Source organism: Pleurocapsa sp. FMAR1, assembly GCF_963665995.1.
Classification (GTDB): domain Bacteria; phylum Cyanobacteriota; class Cyanobacteriia; order Cyanobacteriales; family Xenococcaceae; genus Waterburya.
The window spans coordinates 1,553,415-1,568,397 of the sequence record NZ_OY762512.1 but is presented as its reverse complement, the minus strand read 5'-3'; the positions used below and the strand labels follow the sequence as shown (position 1 = coordinate 1,568,397).

The 14,983-nt window shown below is 39.2% G+C and carries 15 protein-coding genes and 1 pseudogene; 9 read left to right on the top strand and 7 right to left on the bottom strand.

Annotation, left to right across the window (positions count from 1 at the left end):
* Positions 1–138: 138 nt before the first annotated feature.
* On the top strand, positions 139–1,926 hold the full coding sequence (locus SLP02_RS07580) for a ribonuclease J (protein WP_319420051.1): 1,788 nt from the start codon (positions 139–141) through the stop codon (positions 1,924–1,926).
* Between the two features lie 219 nt (positions 1,927–2,145).
* Positions 2,146–2,827, top strand: a pseudogene (locus tag SLP02_RS26555) (response regulator).
* Positions 2,828–2,890: 63 nt separating this feature from the next.
* Here the strand turns inward: SLP02_RS26555 and pyk are convergent.
* On the bottom strand, positions 2,891–4,660 hold the full coding sequence (gene pyk, locus SLP02_RS07565) for a pyruvate kinase (protein WP_319420048.1): 1,770 nt from the start codon (positions 4,658–4,660) through the stop codon (positions 2,891–2,893).
* A 430-nt stretch (positions 4,661–5,090) separates the two neighbouring features.
* On the opposite strand from pyk, the gene SLP02_RS07560 reads away from it, so the two are divergent.
* Both SLP02_RS07560 and SLP02_RS07555 read left to right on the top strand, forming a co-directional pair.
* Positions 5,091–5,729, top strand: coding sequence for an HD domain-containing protein (locus tag SLP02_RS07560; RefSeq protein ID WP_319420047.1), 639 nt, complete (start codon positions 5,091–5,093; stop codon positions 5,727–5,729).
* Positions 5,730–5,743: 14 nt separating this feature from the next.
* Positions 5,744–5,866, top strand: a complete 123-nt coding sequence (locus SLP02_RS07555) for a hypothetical protein (protein WP_319420046.1) — start codon at positions 5,744–5,746, stop codon at positions 5,864–5,866.
* A 19-nt stretch (positions 5,867–5,885) separates the two neighbouring features.
* Here SLP02_RS07555 and SLP02_RS07550 read toward each other — a convergent pair whose 3' ends face one another.
* The 3 genes from SLP02_RS07550 to SLP02_RS07540 form a co-directional block, all read right to left on the bottom strand.
* On the bottom strand, positions 5,886–6,446 hold the full coding sequence (locus tag SLP02_RS07550; protein WP_413467137.1) for a TolB family protein: 561 nt from the start codon (positions 6,444–6,446) through the stop codon (positions 5,886–5,888).
* Positions 6,430–6,720: a photosynthetic electron transport-dependent transcriptional regulator PedR gene (locus SLP02_RS07545; protein ID WP_319420044.1), complete on the bottom strand. Its 291-nt coding sequence runs from the start codon at positions 6,718–6,720 to the stop codon at positions 6,430–6,432. Before SLP02_RS07545 ends, SLP02_RS07550 begins: the two co-directional genes overlap by 17 nt.
* A gap of 517 nt (positions 6,721–7,237) precedes the next feature.
* The gene (locus tag SLP02_RS07540) at positions 7,238–7,405 is read right to left on the bottom strand and encodes an NblA/ycf18 family protein (protein ID WP_319420043.1); all 168 of its coding nucleotides are present in this window, start codon (positions 7,403–7,405) and stop codon (positions 7,238–7,240) included.
* Positions 7,406–7,699: 294 nt separating this feature from the next.
* Between SLP02_RS07540 and SLP02_RS07535 the strand changes: the two genes are divergently transcribed.
* Together SLP02_RS07535 and SLP02_RS07530 are read left to right on the top strand one after the other, a co-directional pair.
* Entirely contained in the window at positions 7,700–8,296 is a 597-nt protein-coding gene (locus SLP02_RS07535) for a phycobiliprotein lyase (protein ID WP_319420042.1), read from the top strand.
* 215 nt (positions 8,297–8,511) lie between these two features.
* The gene (locus SLP02_RS07530; protein ID WP_319420041.1) at positions 8,512–9,270 is read left to right on the top strand and encodes a phycobilisome rod-core linker polypeptide; all 759 of its coding nucleotides are present in this window, start codon (positions 8,512–8,514) and stop codon (positions 9,268–9,270) included.
* A gap of 156 nt (positions 9,271–9,426) precedes the next feature.
* Here SLP02_RS07530 and SLP02_RS07525 read toward each other — a convergent pair whose 3' ends face one another.
* Positions 9,427–10,353, bottom strand: a complete 927-nt coding sequence (locus SLP02_RS07525; RefSeq protein WP_319423661.1) for an RluA family pseudouridine synthase — start codon at positions 10,351–10,353, stop codon at positions 9,427–9,429.
* A gap of 167 nt (positions 10,354–10,520) precedes the next feature.
* On the opposite strand from SLP02_RS07525, the gene SLP02_RS07520 reads away from it, so the two are divergent.
* The 3 genes from SLP02_RS07520 to SLP02_RS07510 all read left to right on the top strand — a co-directional run bounded on the left by SLP02_RS07520 (position 10,521) and on the right by SLP02_RS07510 (position 12,984).
* The gene (locus SLP02_RS07520; RefSeq protein WP_319420040.1) at positions 10,521–11,216 is read left to right on the top strand and encodes a Mo-dependent nitrogenase C-terminal domain-containing protein; all 696 of its coding nucleotides are present in this window, start codon (positions 10,521–10,523) and stop codon (positions 11,214–11,216) included.
* 20 nt (positions 11,217–11,236) lie between these two features.
* The gene (gene obgE / locus SLP02_RS07515; RefSeq protein WP_319420039.1) at positions 11,237–12,247 is read left to right on the top strand and encodes a GTPase ObgE; all 1,011 of its coding nucleotides are present in this window, start codon (positions 11,237–11,239) and stop codon (positions 12,245–12,247) included.
* A gap of 257 nt (positions 12,248–12,504) precedes the next feature.
* Positions 12,505–12,984, top strand: a complete 480-nt coding sequence (locus SLP02_RS07510) for a hypothetical protein (RefSeq protein WP_319420038.1) — start codon at positions 12,505–12,507, stop codon at positions 12,982–12,984.
* 94 nt (positions 12,985–13,078) lie between these two features.
* On the opposite strand, the gene SLP02_RS07505 is transcribed toward SLP02_RS07510, so the two are convergent.
* Together SLP02_RS07505 and SLP02_RS07500 are read right to left on the bottom strand one after the other, a co-directional pair.
* Complete coding sequence (locus tag SLP02_RS07505) at positions 13,079–13,276, bottom strand: hypothetical protein (RefSeq protein WP_319420037.1); 198 nt, start codon at positions 13,274–13,276, stop codon at positions 13,079–13,081.
* Positions 13,277–13,365: 89 nt separating this feature from the next.
* Positions 13,366–14,958 carry a glucose-6-phosphate isomerase gene (locus SLP02_RS07500; RefSeq protein ID WP_319420036.1) on the bottom strand — a complete coding sequence of 531 codons (1,593 nt, stop codon included), beginning with the start codon at positions 14,956–14,958 and terminating at the stop codon, positions 13,366–13,368.
* Between the last annotated feature and the right edge of the window lie 25 nt (positions 14,959–14,983).

The window sequence follows — 14,983 nt, the reverse complement described above, 5'->3', positions numbered from 1 at the left end:
ATTTTAGGAAAATTACTGTGACAAACAGTTTTTTAAAACGCTTAGAAAACGCTTCAAACGACAGCTTCTAAGGTATTTTTGCAGTTTTTATTGATTAAATAAAAAAGTCCAAATAACTAACATAAACTAGAAACATCAATGACCAAAGTAATTAAAAAAGCAAACAAGCCAACCGTGAAAATTATTCCTCTGGGAGGGTTACATGAGATTGGCAAAAATACCTGTGTTTTTGAATATGAAGACGAGATTATTCTGCTGGATGCAGGATTAGGTTTTCCTTCAGACCAGATGCACGGCGTTAATATCGTTTTGCCCGATATGACGTACCTCAGAGAGAATTCTCAGCGAATCAAAGGCATGATTGTGACCCACGGTCATGAAGATCATATAGGTGGAATTGCTTATCACCTAAAGCAATTTGACATTCCCGTGATTTATGGTCCTAGACTAGCAATGTCTTTGTTAAGTGATAAACTTGAAGAGGCTGGAGTCAGCGATCGCACTACTCTTAAAAGCGTTGTCCCCAGAGAAATTGTGCAAATCGGCAAGCATTTTCGGGCTGAATATATTCGCAATACTCATTCGATCGCCGATAGCTTTACCGTTGCAATTCATACTCCTATTGGCGTAATTATTCATTCAGGAGACTTCAAATTTGACCATACGCCTGTAGATGGAGAACATTTTGACCTGCAAAAATTAGCCGAACACGGTGAAAAAGGCGTATTGTGCTTGCTGAGTGATTCTACTAATGCCGAAGTACCAGGGCATACCCCCTCAGAACGTTCTGTATACCCCAATCTAGATCGTATCTTTGGACAAGCTGAAGGACGCTTAATGGTCACAACCTTTTCCTCTTCGGTGCATCGGGTAAATATGATTCTCGATTTGGCGCAAAAACATGGTCGCAAAGTTGCAGTAGTTGGTCGTTCCATGCTCAACGTTATCGCCCATGCACGCAAGCTAGGATATATCCAGTGTCGCGACGATATTTTTGAGCAGATTCGCACAGTCAATCGTTTACCAGACAACAAGGTCTTGGTTCTTTGTACTGGTTCTCAGGGAGAAACTTTAGCAGCCATGACCCGCATCTCTAAAGGCGAACATCGGCAAGTTAGAGTTAGACAAGGAGATACAATCATCTTTTCGGCTAATCCTATTCCTGGAAATACGATTGGCGTAGTTAATACCATTGACCGCCTGATGATGCAGGGGGCAAATGTAATTTATGGTCGCGCTCAAGGAGTTCACGTTTCAGGTCATGGTGCTAGAGAAGACCATAAGTTTATGCTTAATTTAACCAGACCCAAATTCTTTGTGCCTGTTCACGGTGAGCATAGAATGCTGGTTGAACACGCTGGCATGGCAAAAGCAATGGGTATTCCCGAAGAAAATATCGTAATTATCAAAAACGGTAATATCATTGAGCTTACCGAAAATAGCATTTGTATGAATGGTGAAGTTCCCTCTGGTATTGAGCTAGTAGACCGCGCTGGAATTGTTCAAGACGATGTTATGAAGGAAAGACAACAGCTAGCTGAAGATGGAGTAATTACTGTCGCTACGGCAATCGATCTATCTGGTAAATTGGTGGCATCTCCCGCTTTACATCTGCGAGGTGTGGTAACATCAGTAGAACAATCTTTACTACAGCAGCTAGTAGCCAGAACCATAGAAAGGATTGTAAGCGATCGCTGGAGTGACTTTAGCTACACAGAAAATGGCGAAACGCAAGTTGACTGGACAGAAGTACGCTTAGAAATAGAAGGTGGCTTGCAGCGTTTAATTAAGCGAGAATTACGTAGTCGTCCTTCAGTAGTCTTCCTATTACAGACTCCCGAACACCAGCCTGTAAAAACCACAAGAACAAGAAAACGTTCAAGCTCTACAGCTACCCCAGCCCCTGTTATCGCTCGTCGTTCTTAAACTGCATTTGAGATATACATCTTGAAGTTAGCTTTTAATAAATAATTTATCCCGCCTTTATAAGTATGCTAGTTCTGCATCATGAAGGCGGGATATTCAGTCTAAGGACTATTAAAAGCCAATGTCAGGAAACGTTGTGTACGTAAAAGGACATAGAAAGAAGAGATTTATATATAATATAAAAACAGTGAATGAGCTTAATAAATCACGCTAGAATTAATGCCATTATTAATCTTAATCGCCGAAGATGACCCAGGAATACGCTTATCTGTAAGCGATTATTTAGAGCTATGGGGATATTCAGTTATCACAGCAGAAAATGGTGAAGAGGCACTATCTAAGTTAAATAAGTATCATCCTCACCTGCTAATTTCTGATATTAAAATGCCCGAAAAAGACGGCTATGAATTAGTCAAAAATATCCGTCAATTGCCTCAATATCGTCTTTTACCAGTGATATTACTGACCGAATGTAATAGAGACAAGCGAGCGGATTCATGGGTATCAAGTAGGATGCGATATGTACCTACCTAAGCCGTTTGAAATGGAAGAATTGAGGGCAATAATTCGTAATTTATTAGAGCGATCGCAAATTGTTCATTCTGAGCTAAGATTTTCTCAAGGTGGCAAAACCCTCGAATCATCACAAAATTTGCCCAGCAACGCTCAAGAAACTCAATTAAATCAGCAGAAACTACAGAAACAGCTAGAGCTAACCCCTAGAGAAGAAGAAGTTCTTAAATTTCCGCTAGATGGCTATTCAAATATTGACATTGGTTTAAAACTTCATTTGTCCCACCGCACGATTGAAAAATACGTCAGTAGCTTACTACGTAAATCAGATACGAGTAACCGTATTGAATTGATTAGACTGGCTTTAAAATACAGCTTGGTTCAGTAACCTGTACGCTTTTAAATTAGCTGGATCAAAATGAATTTATTATTTTAGGAGGCTTTTCTCGTGTCAAGTTGGGGAGGAGGTCAATGTACCTGAATAGACTATGCCCCGTTTAGCATCAACTGTTAAAATTGCCCCTTCGCGGATAACTTCCGTGGCATTTTTAAAACCAACAATTACGGGTATACCCAAACGCAAGCCAATTACAGCAGCATGACTAGTTAAGTCATCCTCTTCTGTGATAATCCCTGATGCTTGACGAATAATATCAACAAATTGAGCGTTAGTTGCAGGCGCAACCAAAATCTCCCCAGGATTAAAATCATGAATATCTCTGGCACTATGAGCTACTCTAGCTCTACCGCTAATAGCTCCCTGTCCAATGCCTGAACCTTTCCCCAAAATAGCTTTAACTAGCTCTACTTTAATCAAATCCGTTGAACCAGCTACACCCTGGAGAGTCCCCGCCGTCATCACTACTAAATCTCCAGCAAATAGCCAGCTTTTTTCTTGAGCCACATTAATTGCTGCTTCAAAAGTTTGCGTCGCCGAAGCCAAATCTAAAACCAACAAAGGCTTTACTCCCCAAACTAACTGCAACCTACGGGCAACATAAACATGAGGAGTTATCGCTAAGATAGGCGTTTTTGGTCTAAATTTAGAGACATTGCGAGCAGTTGCACCTGTTTTTGTTAAGGTCATAATTGCTGCTGCATCTAGTTGAGACGAAATTTGACCTACCGCAGCGGATATAGCATGGGTAATTGAACGTCTAGTTCGTTTCAGTTTGAGATTATTTGTTGGCTGTTCTTGCTCAATACGACAGGCAATAGTTGCCATTGTCTCTACAGCCTGGACTGGATAGTTACCAACTGCCGTTTCATTTGATAGCATTACTGCATCCGTGCCGTCTAAGATAGCGTTAGCCACATCAGATACTTCGGCACGAGTTGGTCGCGGACTATTGACCATACTGTCGAGCATTTGGGTAGCAGTAATAATTGGTATACCTAATCTATTGGCTGTAATAATTAAGCGTTTTTGCAGGATTGGCACATCTTCTGCGGGTAGTTCTACACCCAAATCTCCTCTTGCTACCATTACACCATCACAAAGAGAAAGAATAGCATCCATTTGCTCGATCGCTTCGTGTTTTTCAATTTTGGCAATCACAGGAATAGACTTACCTGAACTAGATATTAAATCCTTGATTTCTAAAATATCTTGAGGATTACGCACAAAACTTAGAGCAATCCAGTCAACTCCTTGATCTAAGCCAAACATTAAGTCTTCACGATCTTTTTGAGTTAAGGCTTTAACTGAAAGAAATACATTGGGAAAGTTTACTCCTTTATTACTAGAAAGATCTCCCCCGACAATCACTCGACAGTGTAAATCTTGATTAGCTACATCAATTTTTTCTACCTTCATTTCTACCTTGCCATCGTCCAGCAAGATTGTGGCATTTTCAGGAACTTCTTGAGCTAACTTGTCATAGCTGATGTAGCCTATTGCTTGGTTACATTCGACTTGGCGACTAGTCAAAATATAGGGATCACCATTTTTAAGGTTAATCTTGCCACTAGCAAACTTACCTAAACGAATTTTTGGTCCCTGTAAATCTTGCAAAATGCCGACTGGCTGATCTAATTCAAAAGCTGTTTGTCGAATTAAACGTATTGCCTTTTGATGGTCTTGTTGCGTACCATGGGAAAAATTAATTCTTAGAGTTGTTGCTCCTGCTTTGATTAGCTGGCGAAGAACATCAGGTTGTAGCGTTGCGGGACCTACCGTGGCGACAATTTTCGTCCGACGTGGGTTGTTTGGCAATGGCATTACTTTACTTTACCTAGATTTACTAAACATACAGGGTGGATGCTTGCTCGACGACTCAAACAGAGCAAATTATAAAATTTGTGTCGCCAGCCTAGTTTACAACACTACAATTACGCCATGTACATTTTTTGGGGAAGCGTTGACATTTAATTTGCTCTATTAATCGATCTCTTAATACCAGTAGCTATCGAGCAAAGCACAAAATCCTATTAGAAGTTTTACTGCATCACATTTTAAAGTCGAGCAATCTCTGGCTTTCTTTATGTAAAGTTAAAGTACAAATTTAGTAGCTTTTGCCAATTAATAAATAATAGTTTTTGATTGCTATCTATTAAATTTTGCCATATTCTCGATCATTAATTACACCATGAAAAGCAGTTTTAGGAAATTATATATTTAGATTTAGGAAATTTTAGAATTTGTATATTTTATGGAAGTTGATTTCCTCAGAGAAAATTGGCAAAGTTTATTGTGGCAATTAGATTCTCAAACAGATGACAATAGACAGTTTTTTGAAAAGTTGATTCTAGAATATAGTAGTTTTGAGCGACATTATCATAATTTAGCTCATGTTCAACAGCTTCTAAAAACAGTAGAAGAAGTGAAACAAAATACTAATAATTATACAGCGATTTTATTAGCAGTCTGGTTTCATGATTATGTTTATGATCCTCAATTTAAAGATAATGAGATCGAAAGCGCGCGGTATGCAGTTAAATTTTTAGGGCAGTTAAATATTGCTGAAAACCTTATTGGGTTAGTAGAAAAGTTTATTCTTAGTACTCAACAACATCAACTACTTATTGATGACTGGGACTGTATGACTTTTATTGATGCTGATTTATCTATTCTAGGCGCGTCAACTGAAAAATACTGGCAGTACGCTTTTGATATTCGTCGAGAATACAAACACTTAGGCGATCGCGATTATTGTCAGGGTAGAGCTAAGGTTTTAAAAAACTTTTTATCCAGAAATAGAATTTACTATACCGATTATTTTCATCACAAGTTAGAAGAACGAGCTAGAGCTAATATAAAAATGGAAATTAAATCATACTTATTAGTGTAACTGTACACTCAATTATGTATAAACTTTTATTTTCTTATTACTATATTTATCGTCAACCAGCTAATACCGAAGTGGAAACATTTTTGGGTTTTGCTCTTTCACCTAAAGGTCAATTAGCAATTGTTAATCGACAATAAAAACTATCGTTTGCCAACTTTATTCAGCATTGGGGGTAACCCGAAGGTTGCTAGGTAAGGAAAGATCTGCTCCAAATCCCCGATCGTAAATCTCAATATCCCATTGACCAGAGCGATTACCCTCAAAAGCAATAAAACGTCCATTACCGCTAATACTAGGTTGACGAACCTCCCCTAAAAAATTTTTAGTTAGATTTTGGCTCTTGTTTGTTTGACGATCATAAAAAAAGATATCAGTTTTACCTAACTGTTCGGATACATAAACAAGATAGCGTCCATCAGCACTGATATCTCCTTCATACTGCATACTACCTAGCTGATTTAATCCAGGCAAAGCTATTGAACGACGACGCTGCATATCAAATAAAAATATACTGCGTTTGTTAGCGCGATCGCTAGTAAAAATTAGATAACGACCATCGTGGGAAAAATTAGCATCTCCTTCTGCTGAAGTAGAGTTTAGCGTAGCGTTAAAGGTTTGAGTGGGAGGAGTGATATACCCTGAATCTCTACAGCCACTCAATACCAACATTAACGTTATAGCTAATTTAACTAGAAGCAGTTTAAGAAACCATTTCATTACAGTCAATAGTTTGGCTGACTTCAGGTAACGAACAGCAGTTGACGTTATCAAGACATACTTTTCCCCACTGCAAAGACCAACGTACTAGTTCAACACGGTTGATAGCACCAGTTTTTTTGAGAATATTGCTGATGTGGTTATCAACTGTTCTTTTACTGATATCCAATTGTTGAGCAATCTTGTGGTTACTCAAACCAGTCACCACTAGCTCCACAATCTCTAATTCTCGCGTCGACAATAATGCTTCGTGACTAAGCTTTTCAGCTTCCATTGGTATTACCTAGTATATTTACTTATTACTTTATCTATCTTATAAGGTAATGTTTCTAGCTAATTGCCTACAAACTAATATTTGAATTAATAGTTTACAATTTTATAAAACTGTAAACTATTGCTAGGTATAGGTTTAGATTAAAGACAGATCATCTATAAAGGTCGGTATTGACCTCAGTATCAATTTTTACGTCTTTTGCTTTTCTTAATTCTTTGCTTAATTAATTGCTATTATTGCCAATATTTTCGTAACAAGTATCTAGTTTAAATAATAGTTTGAGCTACTGAACTAGTAAATATCTATTGCTTTTTTGTAGGTGCCAAGCGTTTGACCTTAAAGTCATTACATAACAAATTCTATAAGGATCATTCCCTTATCTAAGAGTCGTAAATACTTCATAACCTAAAAAGATCGTTTTACTCCTAAATCTCTCAAGATATAAATAGCACACTTCACCCTACATTCCATTGTTAGAGTATATAAACTAATCTACTAGCTTGAGCAAAAATAAATACTAAGCGTTTTTGAGTAGATTTTTAACCAGATTATCTTTTACCATCGTCTGACGGAACATTTCTAACAAGTATTCTTGTGCCTCCTCTTTACTAAGATTTTGCACCTGTTCTTGGAGAACCTTTAACTTGAACTTTTGCTCTAGGCTTAACTGTCCAGATAAATCCATCAGCTTTACTCCTTACATCTAAAAATATTTAGCTAGTAGAACAATATCTTTCTACCTAACTATGGCTGAATTTTTAATAAATCTAACACTCCCTCTATAAGATGTCTACGATGTCAAGTATTAATTAATAAAAGCAACAAAAAGTTATAAAATACTTATCAAAGAAGCAGCTTTTTGGTGTATTTCGATGCAAAAAAAACCTAAAAGCTTGCCATGAACAATTTTGCTCGTGCCGAGATTGACCAATTCTAGATATAGTGAAAATATAAAAAATAAAAAATAATAATTATAGACATGAATTCTATAAAAGATGCCAAAGAGTTTTTTCAACAGAGTTCAGGAAAATGGCGATCGCAACGCACTACTCACCACCTACCATTTAGAAGAGCAGAAAGCGGAAATTCCGACATTAATGTGGAGTTTCTCGACGCTGGTGATGAAAAAATAGCTGCCATCTGTCAAATGCACGACGTAGATCCGCAAAGCTCAATTGGCGGTGCTTTTGTTAGCTGGGATGGTTCAATGGCGTGGGATAAAGAGAACGAAGACCATAAGGGTACAACCGTGTTCGCCTTAATTCCCGACCTAGAAAACCCTAGAAAAGGCAAGCTACTCAGAGAAAGAGGCTATGCAGAAATTGTTCCTGTAGCTGGAGAATACGAAATGGACACAGAAGATGGATTAGTTTTAATCACCGAATACGAAACCATGAGCATCATCGAACGTTTTTGGTTTGTTAACCCTGATTTGCGCTTGCGAAGCAGTACGGTAAAAAGATTTGGTGGATTTAATACTGCTACCTTCTGTGCTGAGTCTAGGGTAGTAGAAGACAAACCAGCAAAAACTACAGAAAATGTTGATACTAAAGCTTTCGCTATTTCAGGCTGGTAACAGATTACTAATTAGGACTATTTCTATTTGGTGGGCAAAAAATAGTTTTGTAATTCACATACTTATAAGCTTGTATTGCCCAGCCTACGATGTTGAATGTTTAATGCTTGATACTCTGTAATATTTTGTTACTGTTATTTATTTCGACCCCCTAACTACCGTATGATTGGGACTAAGAAATTTTAATATACAAAACAATAGACGGAGGTTTTGACTTGTCTATTCCCTTATTAGGCTATAAGCCTAGCTCCCAAAATGCCCGTGTCGATGGATACGATATTGGGGGTGATGACCAACCCAAAATTTTCTCAGCAGAGAATACATTTTCTTTGTCTGAGATGAATAACCTGATCCAAGCAGCATATCGCCAGATATTTTTCCATGCTTTTCGCTCTGATCGCGAAATATTCCTAGAATCGCAATTGCGTAATCGTCAGATTACAGTCAGAGACTTCATTCGTGGACTTTTGCTTTCTGAAACTTTTTACAATAGTTTCTATGAGAAAAACAGCAACTATCGCTTTGTTGAGCAGTGTATTCAACGAGTTTTAGGGCGTGATGTCTATAACGAAAGAGAGAAAATTGCGTGGTCGATTAAAATAGCCACCAAAGGTTTAGCGGGATTCATTGACGAACTGCTAGACACTGACGAATACATGGAAAACTTTGGTTACGATGTTGTACCTTACCGTCGTCGTCGGGTACTTGCTGGTCGTGAACAAGGAGAACGTCCTTTTAACATTACCTCTCCTCGTTACGACGAATACTATCGTGCTATTTTGGGATTCCCCCAAATTATTTGGCAAACCGAAGTTCGTTCCTATCGTCCTCAAGAGCAAAAAGCTCAAGCAGGTAGTCCAGCTTTGTATATGGATATGGCTCGCAGCTTACCTAGCAGAGCAAATACTCCAAGTTCTACGTCTGTGTCAAATATCAACTATATGTCTAAAGTTCCTTATCGCAAAACCAATTAATCTAGAGAAATCTAATTTAAGTTTGGTTTTCAAGATTTGAAATAGGACACCTAAAGAGGGAATTGTTAATTAGCGGAATAGTTTCGAGAGAAATTATGTTGTTAATTGATGATCTCCCTCTTTTTGCAGTAGGGGCGAACGGTCGTTCGCCCTTGCCTAATTAATTCGATTCCGTAAGACCTGTAAAAGTTTAGTAAATTCTGCGGGTAAAGGCGCGATCGCCTTAATCAATTCTCCTGAAATAGGATGTAATAAAGACAGTTGCCGTGCATGAAGAGCCTGACCAGATAAATTGACCTTGAGTGAGCGATTTGAGCCGTAAGTAGAATCTCCCAGCAAGGGATGTCCCTGGTGAGCGCAATGAACCCTAATTTGGTGAGTACGTCCTGTTTCCAAGAGAAACTGCATCAAGCTATAGTTGCCAATTCGTTCCAGGGTTTTCCAATGGGTAACGGCCTCTCTTCCGCCTCGGTCTACAGGAATAACTGCCATTTTTTGGCGATCGCCCTTATGACGACCAATAGGTAAATCAACTCTTCCAGATTCTGTGGCAAAAGAACCATAGATCACTCCCCAATATTCTCTTCTGGCAGTTTTGGCTTTAATTTGTGCCTGCAAGTCTTGATGAGCGCGATCGCTTTTGGCGACCACAATAGCTCCCGTAGTATCTTTATCAAGACGGTGAACAATGCCTGGACGTTCTACACCGCCAATCCCCGCTAAAGTATCACAATGATAAAGCAAAGCATGAACTAGTGTGCCAGTATAATGTCCTGGTGCAGGATGAACCACCATCCCCGCGGGTTTATTCACAATAATTAGATGTTCGTCTTCATAAAGAATATTTAGGGGAATATTTTCTGGGGTCAAATTTAGTTTTTCAGGTTCAGGAATAACCACATAAAGAAAATCACCAGGAGCAACTTTAACTTTTTTGCTAGTGCAAATTTGGCTATTTAGCTGAACATTGCCATCTTCAATTAACTTTTGAATGCGAGAACGAGAAATATCAGTTAAATTCTTTGATAGCCAGCGATCCAAGCGAGATCCTGCTTGCGTTACCTGTAGTGTAAATTCTTGAATAATATTATTGTTTGATTAAGACTACGCTCTTTAATTTTAAATAGTTTTGGCACTAGTTTTCGCTATCATTTAGATGGCATGAGATTCTAACCTTTATCTATCTTCTTGCCTCGTATATTGAAGATTGCAAATAGCTTCTTAGTAGCGTATTTTAAGCATAACTCCTGATGACTAGTATTACTAAATCCGCCTATAGCGATCGCCAAATCGTGGCTTGGTTCAGAGGCTTATACACTGTTGCTTTGGCAGACGGACACTATGACCCCGAAGAACAGGAACTTATTAGCCAACTTACCAATGATTTGGCTGATTTTGATGATGTTAAAAGTTTAGAAACTATTACTCCTGAAGAACTGGCTGCTAGTTTAGGCAAAGACCCCGAAACAGCCGAAAACTTCTTGCGTACTTGCGTATTAGTAGCTGTAGCCGATGGAGTCTGTTCTCAGCCTGAATACGATCTAATGCAGCAGTTTAGTAATACTTTAGAAATTGAAGTAGAAGCTCTCAAATCTTTAGAGCATACTCTATATAAACCAGAGCCACAAGAAACTAACGCAGGTGCTGCTTCAACCCTGACACCGCCTAAAAAATCTAAATCTGGTGTAGACGTACTGCATCCCGTTAAAGATTGGCTAGAAGGCATGGAGGTCAAAGATCATCGTTTGGCTAAATTTGTCTGTAAAGTGATTCCACCCCAGTGTCCTTTTGAACGGGATATCAATTTATTTGGACGCAAAGTAGCTCACATTCCCCCTCTTTGCAAGCTAAATCCTTTATACGAGCAGTTCACCATGTTGCGTTTTCGTTCCCTGTCTTATTTAGCTGATGACTGTGGCGAAGATGTGACAAAGTATATTAAATAATCAAACTCAACATTTGCCAGATGCAATTTATCGATTTAGCAGAAATAGAAGTAGTAGCGGGCAACGGTGGCGATGGCATGGTGGCATTCAGGCGCGAGAAATATGTCCCTGCGGGGGGCCCTGCTGGAGGAAACGGTGGCTGGGGTGGTTCAGTAATTTTTGTTGCCTCAGATCGCCTGCAAACCCTCTTGGATTTTCGTTATGCCAGAATATTCAAAGCTGAAGACGGGAAAAAAGGAGGACCCAATAACTGTACTGGAGCTAAAGGAAGCGATCGCCTGATTGAAGTTCCCTGTGGTACTTTGATTACCGATGTTGAGACGGGAGAAGTTGTTGGCGACTTGACCACCAACGGCGAAACTATTTGCGTTGCTCAAGGCGGGAAAGGAGGTCTAGGTAATAAACATTTCTTGAGCAATCGTAATCGCGCTCCAGAACACGCATTACCAGGATTAGAAGGAGAAGTAAAAAACTTACGCTTAGAATTAAAGCTGATCGCTGAAGTAGGCATTATCGGCTTACCCAATGCTGGAAAATCTACCTTAATTTCTTCTTTGTCCTCAGCTAAACCCAAGGTAGCAGACTATCCTTTTACAACCCTTGTACCCAATCTAGGAGTGGTGCGCAAGCCGACAGGAGACGGGACAGTATTTGCCGATATTCCTGGATTAATCTCTGGTGCTTCAGAAGGTATAGGTTTAGGTCATGAGTTTTTGCGCCACATCGAACGAACCCGTGTTCTGCTACATCTAATTGATGCCACCACCGAAGATCCTATAGCTGATTATCAAACAATTCAACAAGAACTAGAAGCCTATGGACATGGACTACCTGAACGCCCCCAAATTATTGCTTTTAATAAAATAGATGCGCTAGATCCCAAAACTTTGGAGCTTCTTACCACTGAACTACAAGAACTTACTTCTGTGCCAATTTTCCATGTCTCGGCAGTAACACGTTCAGGATTAGATACTTTGATGCAAGAAGTCTGGTCTATTTTAGATGCTGAAGAGTTATTAATAATGAACTAACTTAAATTTTACTGTGCGTCTACGCAAAATAAATGGAATAACCTTTTCTATGAGTAGATGTCTTTTCGATGTCCAACAGCAAGAACCAGTATAATGCAAGTTTAATTTTTAATATGGCAAAGGATTCGATAATCATCAACCCAGATTAGCCAGATTCCTGCTTTACTTCCCTTTAATGGTTTCCCATCTTGATAAGATAAACAATAACCTGCCGACTATTGGTGGAATTACCTAAAGTCATAGGAGTCAAAGAACTAATGATTCATCACATTTCCATCCCTGCTAAAAATCCACTTCACGTTGCTGAGGTTTTAGCTGAACTATTCAATGGCTATTCTGCTCCTTTTCCATCCCATCCAGGCAGCTATGTAGCATTTGCCGCCGATAAATACGGGACTCTAATTGAAGTTTATCCTCTTGGCACTGAAATGATTCCAGGAGAGGACGATAAACCGATACAGTACCAAAACCCAAATACTGAAAACCATTTTATTGCTACTCACGCTGCCATTTCTATAATGCTTGAGCAGTCGCAAATCGATTCTATTGCTAAGCGTGAAAACTGGCGGTGTTTACGCTGTAGTCGCGGTTACTTCGATGTGATTGAGTTTTGGGTGGAAAATGCCGTATTACTCGAACTAGCAACTCCAGAATTAACACAACAATACACCACTGCTTTAGCACCAGAGAAGTTAGTCGAGTATTTTGCTGGTAAAACATCCGAATTAGACCCATAACTTCCAGCATCTCATGAATAAAGCTATCTCAGGTAATCAAGCTCAATCTAAATTTGCAGGAAAACAAATCGCTAACTATTGAAGGAAACTTTCTTCAATAGTTAGCAAATGGCTGCCAACCTAGTGTGGAAAGTAGCCATATTTTGAATAGTAGATTAGTAATCACTAACTGTATTAGTTGCCTGACATACTGTTCAATGATGAGTTTAGTATAGCGATCAAGATTTACACCCGAAACAGTTCGATGCTGATAGAGAGTCAAAGCAACATACAAACACCAACTCGAATTCATTTTATGCTTACGTACACAAAAAGCGTTACCTGTTGTTAAAACAAATAACGCTTCTTGTTAACATGACTCAGTACTTAACTTTTATAAGCTTAAGCCTGCAAAGCAACTTTAATGGTGTCTGGTTGACCAATATTGCCTTCAACTATCACAACACCCCGCTTATTAGCATTTAAATGACGCAGAATTTGGTAAACGGTTTCAATCTCGTCACTTACATGAGCTTGATCTGCTAATTCTGCCAGAGATAAAGGAGATGAACTTTGTTTCAAAGCTTCTACTACCTTTTTTTGCAGATCTAAAACTGATGCAGCAGCTTTTTTACCTGCTTCCACACCAGGCTGATGATAAGCATTGATATTAACTAAAGACGCATAAATACTAACTCCCCGTTCGTAAAGGGCAATCAAAGCACCAACAAGACGCTCATTTACTTTAGGGATAGTGATAGTAATCGAATCTCTTTGCTTATCGTTTAAAGCTGTACGAGTTCCTAGCAAAAATCCTTTGAGATAATCACCAGAAGTAATACCTGGTTCAATTTCGACAAAATCTCTGGTTCTATCCTCTAGGACTTCAATAAAGGTAAGAAAAAAGTTATTTACCCCTTCCCGTAGCTGTTGAACATAGGCGTGTTGGTCAGTTGACCCTTTGTTGCCATAAACTGCAATACCCTGGTTGACTACTTTGCCATCTAAATCTTTTTCTTTACCTAAAGATTCCATGATTAGCTGTTGAAGATAGCGACTAAAAAGCAAGAGACTATCTTTGTAAGGGAGAATTACCATATCTTTTTCGCCTCTACCATGACCAGCACAATACCAGCCCATTGCTAATAATGCTGCGGGATTTTCCTTGAGATTAGGTTTGCGAGTTAGGGCATCCATAGTTTTTGCCCCTTCTAGCATAGCTTTGATGTCGATTCCCTGGAGAGCAGCAGCGACTAAACCCACGGGAGATAATTCTGAAGTACGTCCGCCAACCCAATCACGCATCGGGAAGATAGCTAACCAGCCTTCCCGTTCGGCGATCGCCTCTAGTTTACTGCTTTTGCCTGTAATGGCAAAGGCGTGAGCAGCAAAATCGAGATTACAATCTTGATAGAATTTTTTCACCTCAATCATGCCGTTACGAGTCTCAGGAGTCCCCCCAGACTTGGAGATAACCGAAACTAAGGTAGTTTCTAAGCGATTGCCAATACTTGCTAGGACTTTATCAATACCCGCAGGATCGGTATTATCAATGAAGTGAATATCTAAAGGTGCATCAGCAGGTGCTAAAGCCTGAGCTACAAATTGCGGGCCTAAAGCCGAACCACCTATACCAATAGAGAGAATATCGGTAAATTTGCCACCTTGGGGAGGATGAATCTCACCGCTGTGAACTTTCTTTTGAAAGTCAAGTATTCTGTTATTGGTGTCGATGATATCCTGTCTTAATTCATCAGTAGGAGCAAGATCGGGATCTCTGAGCCAATAATGACCAACCATGCGGTTTTCATCAGGATTGGCGATCGCGCCACCTTCTAAAGCTTCAATGTCTTTAAATGCTTTAGCAAATTTGGGTTCTAGTTCTTTGATTAGGGCATCATCAAAGGTAATACGACTAATATCTAAATACAATTCTAAATCTTCGTTGTAATAAAGCCAGTCTTGATAGCGTTGCCAAAGTGCAAGTTTGTCCATAAGTTTTTACCTCAGCGCGAATTCT

What these genes read in the sequence shown, in the direction of transcription:
- SLP02_RS07580 (WP_319420051.1), top strand. Translation starts at nt 139, where the DNA reads ATGACCAAAGTAATTAAAAAAGCAAACAAGCCAACCGTGAAAATTATT.
- pyk (WP_319420048.1), bottom strand. Translation starts at nt 4,660, where the DNA reads ATGCCATTGCCAAACAACCCACGTCGGACGAAAATTGTCGCCACGGTA.
- SLP02_RS07560 (WP_319420047.1), top strand. Translation starts at nt 5,091, where the DNA reads ATGGAAGTTGATTTCCTCAGAGAAAATTGGCAAAGTTTATTGTGGCAA.
- SLP02_RS07555 (WP_319420046.1), top strand. Translation starts at nt 5,744, where the DNA reads ATGTATAAACTTTTATTTTCTTATTACTATATTTATCGTCAACCAGCT.
- SLP02_RS07550 (WP_413467137.1), bottom strand. Translation starts at nt 6,446, where the DNA reads ATGAAATGGTTTCTTAAACTGCTTCTAGTTAAATTAGCTATAACGTTA.
- SLP02_RS07545 (WP_319420044.1), bottom strand. Translation starts at nt 6,720, where the DNA reads ATGGAAGCTGAAAAGCTTAGTCACGAAGCATTATTGTCGACGCGAGAA.
- SLP02_RS07540 (WP_319420043.1), bottom strand. Translation starts at nt 7,405, where the DNA reads ATGGATTTATCTGGACAGTTAAGCCTAGAGCAAAAGTTCAAGTTAAAG.
- SLP02_RS07535 (WP_319420042.1), top strand. Translation starts at nt 7,700, where the DNA reads ATGAATTCTATAAAAGATGCCAAAGAGTTTTTTCAACAGAGTTCAGGA.
- SLP02_RS07520 (WP_319420040.1), top strand. Translation starts at nt 10,521, where the DNA reads ATGACTAGTATTACTAAATCCGCCTATAGCGATCGCCAAATCGTGGCT.
- obgE (WP_319420039.1), top strand. Translation starts at nt 11,237, where the DNA reads ATGCAATTTATCGATTTAGCAGAAATAGAAGTAGTAGCGGGCAACGGT.
- SLP02_RS07510 (WP_319420038.1), top strand. Translation starts at nt 12,505, where the DNA reads ATGATTCATCACATTTCCATCCCTGCTAAAAATCCACTTCACGTTGCT.
- SLP02_RS07505 (WP_319420037.1), bottom strand. Translation starts at nt 13,276, where the DNA reads ATGAATTCGAGTTGGTGTTTGTATGTTGCTTTGACTCTCTATCAGCAT.
- SLP02_RS07500 (WP_319420036.1), bottom strand. Translation starts at nt 14,958, where the DNA reads ATGGACAAACTTGCACTTTGGCAACGCTATCAAGACTGGCTTTATTAC.